Raw genomic sequence first — 12,452 nt, forward strand, 5'->3', positions numbered from 1 at the left:
TAGCGTCACCGGATTGACATGATGTCCAAACTGTTACCGAATGAGCGTCACCAGGCCATTCTTGACACGCTCCGCCAACAGGGGCGGGTGCTGGCCCTGGAGATGGCGCAGCGGCTGAACACCACCGAAGCGACCATCCGCCGCGATCTGCGCCAGCTGGCGGCGCAAAATCTGTGCAAGCGCATCTATGGCGGCGCGTTGGCGCCGACGCCGGCCGAAGGCCCCGTTGCGGCGCGCATTGCGCTCAGCGGCGATGAGAAGCTGGCGCTGGCGCAGACCGCGCTGGGGGTGATCGGTGAAGAACAGCTGATCTTCCTCGACGCCGGCAGCACCCACCTGTATCTGGCGGATCTGTTGCCGCGCGACCGGCGTTTGACGGTGGTGACCAATGCATTGAGCATCGCCGGCAAAATGCTGGAGCGGCCGGGGATCCGCACCATCCTGATCGGCGGCGAGTTGGATGCGCAGGTCGGCGGCTGCGTGGACGCCAAGGCCGCGGAAGAGATCGACGGTTTCCATTTCGATTTGGTGTTTACCGGCATCTGCGCCTACGACCCGGCCGGCGGCTTCTCCGCGCTGAGCTACCAGGACGCCACCTTCAAAAAGCGGCTGTTGACGCGCGCCGGCAGCGTGGCGGTGCTGTGCACCCGCGACAAGCTCAATACCTACGCCCCTTACCCGTTCCTGCCCGCCGGGCGGGTGGATCATCTGGTGACGGCGCGCGGCGCGCACCCGCAGCTTGAGCTGCAGGTGGCGCAGGGCGGCGGCCAGGTTTGGCACAGCGATTTACCGACCGGAGAATGATGATGAAAATAGCCCATGTTGCCCTGTGGACCCGTGACATCGACGCGCAGCTGGCATTTTGGCAGCGCTATTTCAATGGTGCCGCGGGAGAGGAGTATGTCAGCCGCAACCGGCCGGGGTTCGTTTCCCGCTTCGTCAGCCTGGCGGCCGGGCCGTCGCTGGAGATCATGCGCGTACCGACGTTGCTGCCGGCGCAGGAGCAGGAGGAGCGGGTCGGTTGGGCGCATATCGCGCTGTCGTTGGGGGATGAGCGGCAGGTCGATCGGTTGGCGCAGCGCGCGCAGCAGGAGGGCATTTTGCTGTCCGCGCCGCGCTGGACCGGCGACGGCTTCTACGAGGCCGTCATTCGCGATCCAGACGGTAACGCGATCGAAATCACCGCCTGATCACTCTTCTTCAATGCTGGCGAATTGCTCGCCCAGATAGTCGAGCAGCAGCCGCACCGCCGGCAGCAGACCGCGGCGCGACGGGTAAACCGCATGCACCACGCCGCCCTGCGGCTGCCAGCCCGGCAACAGTTGCACCAGCTCGCCGCGCAGCATGTCGTCGCGCATCATCATCGCCGGCAGTTGGACGATGCCGGCGCCGGCGATGGCGGCGGTGCGCAGCATCAGCATGTCGTCTGTGACCAGCCGCGGCGTGTGCTCCCACTCCACCCGTTCACTCTGCGGGCCGGTCAGCCGCCATTGGTGCTGACCGCGCGCGGGGCCGAGATCGAGCGTCGGGTATTTACGCAGGTCTTCCGGCGTGCGCACCGGTCCGAGGGTGCGCACCAGCGCCGGGCTGGCGGCGACGCACCAGGTGCGCTGCGCCAGGATCTTCAGCACCAGATCGCTGTCCTCCAGCGGCGGCGGCCGCACGCGGATCGCCAGATCCAACCCTTCCCCCACCACGTCCACCCGGCGATTGGTGGCCTCCAGATGCACCGTCACCTTGGGATAATCGGCCATAAAGGCCGCCACCATGCTGCCGACGCGGGTGTGCAGGATCGCCACCGGGCAGGACATGCGCACCGTGCCGCAGGGCTCGGCGCGGGTCTGTTCGATCGCCTGCTGCGCCGCTTCCGCTTCCACCAGCATTGCCTTGCAGTGCGCGTAATAGGTTTGGCCGACCTCGGTCACCGAGAAGCGCCGCGTCGAGCGCTGGATCAGGCGTACGCCCAACCGCTCCTCCAGCAGCGCCACGCGGCGGCTGAGCTTGGATTTGGGAATGCCCAGCGCCCGGCCGGCGGGGGCGAATCCCTGGTGATCGACCACGCTGGCGAAGAAAAACAGATCGTTCAGATCGGTCAGCATCGTATCCCTTATCGTTCTATCAGTAGAACGCTGAGTGTACATCTTGCCTACTACTGCAGCAAACCCCGGCGGATTAAACTTCTGACATCAACTTAAGGCCGTGAGGTCTGAAACGGGAGTTCAAGATGAAAAAAATCCTCGGTATTCACAACAGCCCGGAAGCACACTGGGTCGGTAACGGTTTCCTGGTGAATTCGCTGTTCTCTTATAACGATTTGGGGGCGGAAATGAGCCCGTTCCTGCTGCTGGATCACGCGGCGCCGACCAAATTCCGTTCCGCCTCCGGCACCCGTGGCGTGGGTCAGCACCCGCATCGCGGGTTTGAAACGGTGACCATCGTCTATCAGGGCGAAGTGGAACACCGCGACTCGACCGGCAGCGGCGGGGTGATTGGCCCCGGCGACGTCCAGTGGATGACCGCCGCCTCCGGCATCTTGCACGAAGAGTTCCATTCGCGGGACTTCTCGCGCAACGGCGGCACCATGGAAATGGTGCAGCTGTGGGTCAACCTGCCGGCCAAGGACAAAATGGCCGAGCCGGGTTACCAGACGCTGCTGAACGCCGATATTCCGGTGGTTCCGCTGGCGGACGGCGCAGGGCAGGTGCGGGTGATCGCCGGTGACTTCGGCGGCCATGCCGGCCCGGCGCGCACTTTCAGCCCGCTCAACGTGTGGGATATGAAGCTGAATGCCGGCCATACCACCACGCTGACGGTGAAAGAAGGCCATACGCTGGCGCTGGTGATGCTGCACGGCGCGATCCTGGTTAACGGCGAAGATGTGGTGCGTGAAACCCAAATGGTGCGTTTCGACCGGGCGGGGGATTCGATCACTATCGAAGCCAACAACGACGTCGCGCTGTTGGTGCTGAGCGGCGAACCGATCGATGAGCCTATCGTCGGCTACGGCCCGTTCGTTATGAACAGCGAAGCGGAAATCCAGCAGGCGTTCCGCGATTTCAACAGCGGCAAGTTCGGCAGCATGAACGCCGAAGCGAGCGCCGGTTGAACCTTGGCGTCTGGGGCGGGAAGTGTTCTCGGTTCCAGACGCCACACTTAAACCTCAACGCCCCGCCACACCGGCGGGGCATTTCATCCGCAACATCAAACCCCACAGGAGTAAAACCATGACTGCAAATTACAAACGCCTCGACAAAGATCAGGCCGCCGTATTGCTGGTGGATCATCAGGCAGGGCTGCTTTCGCTGGTGCGCGACATCGATCCCGATCGGTTTAAAAACAACGTGCTGGCGCTGGGTGATTTAGCGAAGTATTTCAACCTGCCGACCATTCTGACCACCAGTTTTGAAAACGGCCCCAACGGCCCGCTGGTGCCGGAACTGAAAGCCCAATTCCCCGATGCTCCCTTCATTCCGCGCCCTGGCCAGATCAACGCCTGGGACAACGACGACTTCGTCAAAGCGGTAAAAGCCACCGGCCGCAAGCAGCTGATCATTGCCGGCGTGGTGACCGAAGTGTGCGTGGCATTCCCGGCGCTGTCTGCACTCAATGAAGGGTTCGAAGTGTTTGTGGTGACCGACGCCTCCGGCACCTTCAATGAACTGACCCGTCAGTCGGCCTGGAGCCGCATGGAAGCCGCCGGCGCGCAGTTGATGACCTGGTTCGGCGTCGCCTGCGAGCTGCACCGCGACTGGCGCAACGATATCGAAGGCCTGGGCACGCTGTTCTCCAACCATATCCCGGACTACCGCAATCTGATGACCAGCTACAACACGCTGACCAACGGTAAGTAACGCGACGGCCCTTTACTCAACCTTTCGCCTTTCATCACGTTAGACGCGGGATGTAAGCAAAGCGCAGCGGGGCGAAAAGGTAGCGAAAAGCGGCTTTCTCATTGGCCGGGGGCGGGGTAGCGTAATCCCGAACCCGGCAAATGAGGCTAATTCAATGAAACAAGCAATCAAGATCCTGGCGCTGCCCTGCATGGGCATGGCGCTATTGTTCAGCGCGAGCGCGATGTCGGCGCCTGAGAAGCCTGCGGCCAACGCGTTGCCGCCTTTGATGGATGCGCCGATGCGCATGCCGCCTTTCCCGGGCGGGCACCCGCCCAAGCCGGGGTTCTGCCACGGCGGCGAGCTGTTCTGTGCCACCTCGGCCAGCGACAATCCGGTGGAAACCATCAACAAACTGACGGCGGTGATCCCGGCGGGCAGCGCCAAACATTACGAAGTGCGCGTCGCGGTGGTGGCCGTGCCTGACGCACCGCCTGCGCCTTAACGGGCCCTGTCATCCCGCTCTGGCCTGGGCGCGCCCGGCGCGTTAGGCTAAGGAGAGCGTTTTTCGGGAGGCGGGATGACCCCTTTATCACAGCTGCCTTATCTCCAGCCCGGCGATCGCGCGCTGTTGTTCGACGGCGAATGCAATCTGTGCCACGGGCTGGTGAGATACCTTATTCGCGCCGATCGGCAGCGGCGCATTCTGTTGGCAACGGTGCAATCCGTCGAAGGACAGGCAATCCTGCTGGCGTTGGGGTTGCCGACCGATCGTTTCGATTCCGTGGTCTATGTTGAGCAGGGGCGCTATTGGTTGCGCTCGGCGGCGTTGTTTCAGGCGCTGCGCCAAATGACCTGGCCGTACCGTGCGCTGGCGCTGGGGCGTTGCCTGCCACCGCGGCTGGCGGACAAGGTCTACGATGCGGTTGCCGGCAATCGCTACCGGCTGTTTGGCCGCAACGACGGCAGCGGCCTGCCGGGTGCCGATCAGCCCGGGCGCTATCTGTCTCGGCGGCGGGAGCCGCCGGCCTGAGCTTTACGCTTCTTTACCATCCAACCGCTTGAAATATCAGCACTCCAACTCCATATAATGGAACATTCAACCAACAAGGAGCGCGTATGGGAATCAGTGAAGAAGAGCGCATTCGCCGTTTGACCCAGGAGAAAAACGACATGGGCAATACGGCGAAATGGGTGGCGATCGTTTCCGCCGTGTACTTTGCCTTGATGGTGTTTTACGGCCACCCGACAGGCGTGTTGGCGATGTCGGGCGCGGTGTTCATCGTGTCGACCACCACCTGGCTGAAAAAGCGTAAAAAGGTCAAATCTTATCGCATGGCATTGGCCAGAATCAGCGACGATCAGCCCTGATAGTCGCCGCGCTTTAGTGTATACACCAGGCTCGGCGCCGCGCCGGGCACGTCATCCAGCGTATCCACCCGCCGCATGCCGATCTTTTCCAGCACTCGCCACGACGCCTGATTCTCCGCGCGCACAATGGCGGAAATTTCCTCCATCGCCAATCCGACAAAACCATATTGCAGCGAAGCCCGCGCCATCTCGGTGGCCAACCCCATGCCCCAGACGCGAGTATCGAATCGATAACCGAGGTTCACGGTGCGCTGCGCGCCAAGCGGTTTCCAGGACAATCCGCCAAAGCCGATAATCCAATCCGGCCGTTCGCGCAGGGCGATCGCCCAGGAACCGTAACCGTGTTGTTGCCACCCGGAAATTCTCTCTTGCAGCGCCGAGATAGCCTGCGCTTCGCTGGTGAGCGGGCCGGCGGGATTGAAACGCTGGGTTTGCGGATCGCCGAAGATGGCGTAGAAGCGTTCGAGATCCGCCATCACCGGCGGGCGCATCTGCAGGCGTTCGCTGAAAAAAGGGTCTGAAGGAGTCAGGCTCATCATCGTTTCTCCCGGCTGGATAAATGAACAGTGTTCACTGTAGACCAGATTGGTGAAACGTGAAATCCCCCTCTGCGGGTGAGAGGGGGCGAAGGGAATTACAGGAAGGAGTCGTCGTCGTCGCTGTAATCGTCGTCGGCGTAATCCGTGTCGTCCTGATAGCTGGCGTTCTGGAAGCCGTTGTCCTGGTTCAGGAAGCTGCCACCATCGCCGTTGTTGAAGGTATCAAGGTTGTTGGAGGCGTCGAAATTGCGCATTGCGCTGTCGTCCAGCGGTGCCGGGGTTTCCTCGATAATATTTACGATTTCCTGTGGTTGCGAATGGCGGAACATGCCGGTCAGCATGTCGGCCAACACCACGCCGCCGGCGACGCCCGCCGCCGTTTGCAAGGCGCCTCCCAGGAAGCCACCGGCGCGTGAAGGCGCCGCCTGCTGCGGTTGGGCATAGGCAGGCTGCTGCTGCGCGTAGCCACCCTGCTGCGCGTTGTTCCAGGCCGCCGTATTTTGCTGCTGCGCCTGATACTGTTCGCGCGGGCTTGGCGTGCGACTGCCGCCGCCGAACAGACCGGCCAGGAAGCCGCCGCTGCTCTGCTGGCCGTTGGCGGTTTGCTGCAGCTGCGCCACCTGGGCCTCCAGCTCTTTGACCCGCTGATCCATCTGCTTGAGCGCCGCTTCCTGAATGATCATCGCCTGCGCCATGTAATAAGGGGCGGAAGGCTGCTCGCGAATATGCTGGTTGATTTGCTGCTCTGCCTGGAGATCCCGTGGGCCCGTCTTGGTCTCGGCTTCTTTCAGGCGGCCAAACAGACCATCGATAAGGCGTTGTTCTTCGGATTGCATAGGAGTACCTCAGGAGATAAATAACTGTGTTGGATGATCATTATCATCGATATTAATCACCCTAGCGCGTTTACATGAACCAATAAATAAATGGCGGGTAAACTTGCCTATGAATTTGTTACCAATTGCGGCAGCGGTATCAGCATCACCAGCTTCAGACCGGCGTGCTCTGCCGGGTGGAAGGTCAGTTGGCGATAGCGCAGTGTGCCTTGCCGAGAATGCTCGAACGCGCGTTCGCCGCCTTCGCGCGCCATGACGTCATGTTGCTTCCACCAGTGATTAAAGTCTGCGCTGTTGTGCGTCATGTTGCGCACGAAGGCGCGCATCTCTTCGGTATTTTGATGATGGCTGGTCTCGGCGCGAAACTCGGCCACCACGCGGCGCGCGCGCTCTTCCCAATCGCTGACCAGCGTTTTCGCCAATGGGTGGAAGAACATGAAGTGCAGCAGGTTGGGGGTGTTGGCCACATCCAGCCAGCCGCTGAACAGCGCCGCCGCCTGCGGGTTCCAGGCAACGACATTCCAGGTCACGTCCAGCAGGTAGCAGGGCACCGTCATCTGGTGCACGCTTTGCAGCACCGCGTCGTTGGCGGTTTCGCGGTGTGTTTCCTGCTCGGGGTCGGCGACGCGCGCCAGGGTAAACAGGTAATGGCGTTCGGCCGGGCCGAGCCGCAGCGCCTTGGCGATGCGTGCCAGCGTATAGGGGGAAATGGATACCTCGCGGCCCTGTTCGATCCAGGTATACCAGGTGGCGCTGATGCCGCTGATTTGCGCCAGCTCTTCGCGCCGCAGGCCGCTGGTGCGACGGCGCGAGGAGCTGGGCAGGCCGAGCATTTCCGGCGTGATGCGTTCGCGGTGCGCCCGCAGGAACGCGCCGAGGGCCTTTGGCCCGGATAAGGCTTCTGATGACATAGCGTGGTACCTATTTATACCAGGATAACTGCTCATATTGTACCCGTATAGTAGCCTGATTATAGTAGCCGAAAGCCTTCAGGCACAGGCGCAAGCCGGATAATAACGGGAGCAAACATGAGCATCAGCAACAGCCATAACAATGCGGTAGACCGGCAGTTCGGCGAGCAGGCCAACGCCTACTTAACCAGCGCGGTACACGCGCAGGGCAAGGATTTGCAACGCCTTGCACAGTTACTGGAACCGCACGCCGGCGCGCGCCTGCTCGATCTGGGCTGCGGCGCCGGGCATGCCAGCTTCACGGCGGCTGCCAGGGTGGCGCAGGTGGTGGCCTACGATCTGTCGGCGCAAATGTTGGCGGTGGTGAAGCAGGCGGCGGCGGAAAAAGGCCTGAATAACATTCAGCTGCAGCAGGGCGTGGCGGAGTCTTTACCGTTTGAAGACGCCAGCTTCGATCTGGTCATCAGCCGCTATTCGGCGCACCACTGGCACGACGTCGGCCAGGCGCTGCGCGAGGTCAGGCGGGTACTCAAACCGGGCGGCAGTGCGATCTTTATGGACGTGGTCTCGCCGGGGCATCCGCTGCTGGATATCTACCTGCAAACCGTGGAAGTGCTGCGCGACACTTCGCACGTGCGCAACTATGCGCCGGGCGAGTGGCTGACGTTGCTGACCGAGGCCGGGCTGATGGTACGCGAAGTGACGGCGGATCGATTGATGCTGGAGTTCGGCAGTTGGGTGGCGCGCATGCGCACGCCGGCGCATTTCGTCACCGCGATCCGCGCGCTGCAGCAGAGTGTGTCGCAGGAGGTGGCGGCGCATTTCGCCATTCAGCCGGACGGCTCCTTTAGCAGCGATATCATGATGTTTGAAGTGACGAAGGGCTGAAAGCAACGGGGCAGCCGATGAAGGCTGCCCCGTGAAACGCGATCGACTGCGATACGCTTATTTCTTGTCTTCCAGCAGGCAGCGGTAGATCAGGCCGCCGATAATGCCGCCGACCAGCGGCACCAGCCAGAATACCCACAGCTGCTGCAGCGCCCAGGTGCCCTGGAAGATCGCTACGCCGGTGCTGCGCGCCGGGTTGACGGAGGTGTTGGTCACCGGGATGCTGATCAGGTGGATCAGCGTCAGCGTCAGGCCGATCGCCAGCGGGGCAAAGCCTGCCGGCGCGCGCTTGTCGGTCACGCCGTGAATAACGATCAGGAAGAAGGCGGTCAGTACCAGCTCAATCACGATCGCGGCTTGCAGAGAATAACCGCCCGGTGAGTGTTCGCCGTAACCGTTGGAGGCGAAGCCGCCTGCGGTGGCGTCGAAACCGGCTTTGCCGCTGGCGATCAAATACAGCACCGCCGCTGCGGCGATACCGCCGATGACCTGAGCGATAACGTAAGGAATAACGTCTTTCGCCGCGAAACGGCCGCCGGCGAATAAGCCGACGGTGACGGCCGGGTTAAAATGCCCGCCGGAAATATGGCCGACGGCATAGGCCATCGTCACCACGGTCAGACCGAAAGCGAGCGCGACGCCGAGGAAACCAATACCCAGCTGTGGGAATGCCGCTGCCAATACTGCGCTACCACAACCACCAAACACCAACCAAAATGTGCCAAAAAATTCAGCAAAAAGTCGCTTTGACATAGATTCCATCCTGCGGAATAGACTAACGGGCGTTAGCACTAAAAACTATAGAACAGCTTTTTGAGTTCATGCAGATATTCTATAGAATTTTCTTAATGCACCTTGAATAACGGCGGTATTAAATCCCCGGTATTTTATTTTGTCTATGAGAAAAACACCGTTTTTCCCCGTGCCGACGCGCGTTTGCCGATTTTTTTATCTTTGCTATAAGAATTTACCCTAAGCAAAATGGCGGGCTATTTTCGGGCGGTTTTTTCCAGCGGTTTTATCCATTCAATACGCTCAGGTTAATTGCTAATTTCTATTTGCCAGCCAACCTTATTGCTTGTTTTACATTTGACGAAGCGCCTGTTGTCATCTAAGTGTCATGCTAAATTAATATCTTCTTCTGCCTGATAACGCTTCATTCAACCTCGGGTAAAAAAACATGAGAATAAAATCGCTCTCCCTGCTGTTGGCTTCGCTGTTTCCGGTATTCACCTACGCTGCAGATATTGAGGTGGCGCGTTATGTGGTCGGCTTCCCCGGCGGGGAACGCGTCGCCTATCAGGGAGCGTTTGCCAAGCATTTCCCGCAGGGGCTGCCGGTGGGGATCGGCTCAGGGCTGTCGTTCAATCGCAAGCAGGGCGACGATCTGGTGCTGACGACGCTGACCGATCGCGGCCCGAATGCTGATGCCCCTGCGGTGGGCAAGCAAGAAGCCAAGATTTTCGCCAATCCGCAATTCACGCCTCTGTTGATGGACATTCGTATCGGCGGCGGCAAGGCCGTGGCCGAGAATGCGCGGCCCTTGCATGACGAAAAAGGGCCGATTAGCGGGCTGCCGCTGCCGAGCGAGCTGATTGGTTCCACGAACGAAGTGGCGTTGAACGACGCGCTGCAACCGCTGTCCGGCGATCGCCGTGGGTTGGATACCGAAGGTATCATTGGTGACGGCAACGGCGGCTATTGGCTGTGTGACGAGTATGGCCCGTTTCTGATCCATGTCGACGACAAAGGCAAGATTCTCGCCAAATATGGCCCAACGCCGCAGGCCGGCGAGCAGGCGGTGGCGAGCGGTTTGCCGAACATCCTGAAGTGGCGCCAGCCTAACCGCGGTTTTGAGGGGCTGACCCGGATGCCGGATGGGCGCATTCTGGCGGCGGTGCAGAGCACGCTGGATGTCGATGGTAAAAGCAAAAACAAGGCGCAGTTTACCCGGCTGGTGAGCTTCGATCCGCGCAGTGGCAAAACTGCGATGTATGGCTATCCCATCGATATCGACCGCTATAAAAAAGCCAAAGACGCCAAGATTGGCGATATCGTGGCGTTGGACAACCAGCGCATCCTGTTGATTGAACAGGGAACCGATAAAGATAAGACGATGCTCAACAAGATCTATCTGGTGGATCTCGCGCAGGCCAGCGATCTGAGTACGTTTGACGGCCAGGGTAAAGCGCTGGAGTTCGACGACGCGCAAGCTCTGGCTAAACGCGGCGTGAAGTTGGCGCAGAAACGGGAAGTGGCGGATCTGCGCCAGTTGGGCTGGCGCCAGGAGAAAGCGGAAGGGTTGGCGCTGATCGACGATCGCACGCTGGCGGTGATCAATGACAACGATTTCGGCTTGCAGGCGAAGCTGGTGGATGCGTCGCCAAAGAGCAAAAAAATCGGTGACTACCAGTTGGAGAAAGAAGGGCGGTTGAGCCTCGACGGCGACAAGACCGATGCCCGTATCGAATTGCGCCCTCTGGAGCAGCCGGAGTCGCTGAGCGAGCTCTGGGTGCTCACCTTGCCGCAATCCTTGAAGTGATCGAGAGGGGGCGACAGCGCCCCCGTCAGACCGTTGACAAAGGAGGAAAAACGTGGTTTTCCTCCTTTGTGGCCATCAGCCGAAAATCAATAAATTGATTTTCCTTGTTTTTTATCCGCTGCTCTCTGCAAATCCGGCAATGGCATGAGGTTTGTCATCAATCTCACAGCGGGGGCGGTGACGCCCTCGTTTGCTTCAGGTCTCCGCGTGCCGCTGCGGCGCTCTGCCGCGCGAGATGCTCTCCCACACCGCCACCACCACCATGATCAGCGTCGTCAGGCCATTGACCATCAGCAGATCGGTTAAATAGGCGGCGGGGGCCAATACCGCCAGCGCCAGCAGCCCAACCAGGTGCGACAGCGGGAAGCGGCGATACACCAACCGTTTATACAGCGCGTTGGCGAACAGGTAAATCGCCGGGCCGAGCAGCAGCACCGCCGCCGTGGCGTGTTGGATGCGGCCGTCGGGATGGGCGATCACCAGTTCGTTGGCCACGGCGCAGACGATGATGGCCCCCACCAGCGCGACGTGCACGTAGTGGAAATAAGCGCCCAGCTGGCCGGGGTTTTCCGCCTGGCTGATGGCGTGGCTGCCGGCTTTGCTGCTGGTGTCGAAGTAAACCCACCACATCGCCAGGCTGCCGAGAAAGGCCACCAGCGAAGCGATGAGCACCGGCAGGCTCCAGCTTTCCATTTCGCTCAGGGTGGCGCCGGTGATCAGAATGGTTTCCCCCAGCGCCACGATCACGAACAGCTGGCAGCGCTCCGCCAGATGGTGGCCTTCGATGGTCCATTCGCTGCTGCTGTCCGAGCGCCCCAGCACCGGCAGACGAAAACCGAACATCGGCGAGACGTATTCGCACAAGACGGCGATCGCCCACAGTGCCAGGCGAGTATGGCCTTCCGCCAGCCCGCCGGCGATCCAGAAGACGGCGGAGATGCACAGCCAGCCGAGGATGCGGCGAAAGTTTTGTTTCAACGGGTGGCCAGGCGCCAGCAGGCGCAATACCGTGGCGGAGCGGCCGACCTGAATAGCGACATAAAACAGCGCGAAGATCAGGCCGCGCTCGCCAAACGCCTGCGGCAGCGCGGCGGCGGCGAACAGCCCCAGCAGCATGATCGCGAACAGCAGCAGGCGGATCTGGCGGGTATCCGGATTGAACCAGTTAGTGACCCAGGCGGTGTATTGCCAGGCCAGCCAGACGGCAAACCACAGCAGCAGGGTTTCCAGCGCGCCGGTCAGCGTCAGGTGATGCAACAGATAGTGGGAAAGTTGGGTCACGGCGAAAACGTAGATCAGATCGAACAGCAGCTCGGAAAATGAGACCGACGCGCCCTGACCGTCACGCACGCGCAGCAGGTTTTGCGACATAAGCGTTCTTCCTTAAAAGGGTAAGCCACAAAATCAGCGTAGCTCAGCGCGCTCCGGCGGGTAAAAAATCTTAAATAGACGCGGCGCGCATGCTTTATCTCGCACCGTCTTTAATTGTTCATCAAATAGGGGTAAGGTGAGGTCTATAAAGTCATTCCCGCCTG

At 60.6% G+C, this 12,452-nt stretch carries 15 protein-coding genes; 9 read left to right on the forward strand and 6 right to left on the reverse strand.

Going from position 1 to position 12,452, the window contains the following annotated elements; genetic code table 11:
• Positions 1 to 21: 21 nt before the first annotated feature.
• Together ACJ8PN_RS00135 and ACJ8PN_RS00140 are read left to right on the forward strand one after the other, a co-directional pair.
• Positions 22 to 804, forward strand: a complete 783-nt coding sequence (locus tag ACJ8PN_RS00135; RefSeq protein ID WP_004940586.1) for a DeoR/GlpR family DNA-binding transcription regulator — start codon at positions 22 to 24, stop codon at positions 802 to 804.
• A gap of 2 nt (positions 805 to 806) precedes the next feature.
• Positions 807 to 1,190 (forward strand): VOC family protein, encoded by a 384-nt coding sequence (locus ACJ8PN_RS00140; RefSeq protein ID WP_015376793.1) that lies wholly within the window; start codon positions 807 to 809, stop codon positions 1,188 to 1,190.
• On the opposite strand, the gene ACJ8PN_RS00145 is transcribed toward ACJ8PN_RS00140, so the two are convergent.
• Positions 1,191 to 2,099 (reverse strand): LysR family transcriptional regulator, encoded by a 909-nt coding sequence (locus tag ACJ8PN_RS00145; protein WP_442534449.1) that lies wholly within the window; start codon positions 2,097 to 2,099, stop codon positions 1,191 to 1,193.
• Between the two features lie 125 nt (positions 2,100 to 2,224).
• Here ACJ8PN_RS00145 and ACJ8PN_RS00150 point away from each other — a divergent pair, with 125 nt between their 5' ends.
• The 5 genes from ACJ8PN_RS00150 (at position 2,225) to ACJ8PN_RS00170 (ending at position 5,201) form a co-directional block, all read left to right on the forward strand.
• Positions 2,225 to 3,106, forward strand: coding sequence for a pirin family protein (locus ACJ8PN_RS00150; protein ID WP_015376795.1), 882 nt, complete (start codon positions 2,225 to 2,227; stop codon positions 3,104 to 3,106).
• 118 nt (positions 3,107 to 3,224) lie between these two features.
• On the forward strand, positions 3,225 to 3,851 hold the full coding sequence (gene ycaC / locus ACJ8PN_RS00155; RefSeq protein ID WP_004928476.1) for an isochorismate family cysteine hydrolase YcaC: 627 nt from the start codon (positions 3,225 to 3,227) through the stop codon (positions 3,849 to 3,851).
• A gap of 154 nt (positions 3,852 to 4,005) precedes the next feature.
• Positions 4,006 to 4,335 carry a hypothetical protein gene (locus ACJ8PN_RS00160; protein WP_015376796.1) on the forward strand — a complete coding sequence of 110 codons (330 nt, stop codon included), beginning with the start codon at positions 4,006 to 4,008 and terminating at the stop codon, positions 4,333 to 4,335.
• A gap of 75 nt (positions 4,336 to 4,410) precedes the next feature.
• The gene (locus tag ACJ8PN_RS00165) at positions 4,411 to 4,863 is read left to right on the forward strand and encodes a thiol-disulfide oxidoreductase DCC family protein (RefSeq protein WP_442534450.1); all 453 of its coding nucleotides are present in this window, start codon (positions 4,411 to 4,413) and stop codon (positions 4,861 to 4,863) included.
• 86 nt (positions 4,864 to 4,949) lie between these two features.
• A complete protein-coding gene (locus tag ACJ8PN_RS00170) occupies positions 4,950 to 5,201 on the forward strand; it encodes a hypothetical protein (RefSeq protein WP_004928468.1) in 252 nt (83 codons plus the stop codon).
• Here the strand turns inward: ACJ8PN_RS00170 and ACJ8PN_RS00175 are convergent.
• From ACJ8PN_RS00175 to ACJ8PN_RS00185, 3 genes are all read right to left on the reverse strand, one after another.
• Positions 5,192 to 5,740, reverse strand: coding sequence for a GNAT family N-acetyltransferase (locus tag ACJ8PN_RS00175; protein ID WP_015376798.1), 549 nt, complete (start codon positions 5,738 to 5,740; stop codon positions 5,192 to 5,194). The genes ACJ8PN_RS00170 and ACJ8PN_RS00175 overlap by 10 nt on opposite strands.
• A gap of 95 nt (positions 5,741 to 5,835) precedes the next feature.
• A complete protein-coding gene (locus ACJ8PN_RS00180; protein WP_004928461.1) occupies positions 5,836 to 6,576 on the reverse strand; it encodes a DUF2076 domain-containing protein in 741 nt (246 codons plus the stop codon).
• A 107-nt stretch (positions 6,577 to 6,683) separates the two neighbouring features.
• Positions 6,684 to 7,487: a helix-turn-helix transcriptional regulator gene (locus tag ACJ8PN_RS00185; protein WP_442534451.1), complete on the reverse strand. Its 804-nt coding sequence runs from the start codon at positions 7,485 to 7,487 to the stop codon at positions 6,684 to 6,686.
• A 117-nt stretch (positions 7,488 to 7,604) separates the two neighbouring features.
• On the opposite strand from ACJ8PN_RS00185, the gene ACJ8PN_RS00190 reads away from it, so the two are divergent.
• Positions 7,605 to 8,375: a class I SAM-dependent methyltransferase gene (locus tag ACJ8PN_RS00190; protein WP_442534452.1), complete on the forward strand. Its 771-nt coding sequence runs from the start codon at positions 7,605 to 7,607 to the stop codon at positions 8,373 to 8,375.
• 57 nt (positions 8,376 to 8,432) lie between these two features.
• On the opposite strand, the gene aqpZ is transcribed toward ACJ8PN_RS00190, so the two are convergent.
• Positions 8,433 to 9,128 carry an aquaporin Z gene (aqpZ, locus tag ACJ8PN_RS00195; protein WP_004940529.1) on the reverse strand — a complete coding sequence of 232 codons (696 nt, stop codon included), beginning with the start codon at positions 9,126 to 9,128 and terminating at the stop codon, positions 8,433 to 8,435.
• 427 nt (positions 9,129 to 9,555) lie between these two features.
• On the opposite strand from aqpZ, the gene ACJ8PN_RS00200 reads away from it, so the two are divergent.
• Positions 9,556 to 10,917, forward strand: coding sequence for an esterase-like activity of phytase family protein (locus ACJ8PN_RS00200; RefSeq protein ID WP_442534453.1), 1,362 nt, complete (start codon positions 9,556 to 9,558; stop codon positions 10,915 to 10,917).
• Positions 10,918 to 11,112: 195 nt separating this feature from the next.
• Here the strand turns inward: ACJ8PN_RS00200 and ACJ8PN_RS00205 are convergent, their stop codons facing one another.
• A complete protein-coding gene (locus tag ACJ8PN_RS00205) occupies positions 11,113 to 12,288 on the reverse strand; it encodes a low temperature requirement protein A (RefSeq protein WP_033634036.1) in 1,176 nt (391 codons plus the stop codon).
• Positions 12,289 to 12,452: the final 164 nt, after the last annotated feature.

Source organism: Serratia sp. CY76391, from assembly GCF_052166695.1.
GTDB lineage: Bacteria > Pseudomonadota > Gammaproteobacteria > Enterobacterales > Enterobacteriaceae > Serratia > Serratia nematodiphila.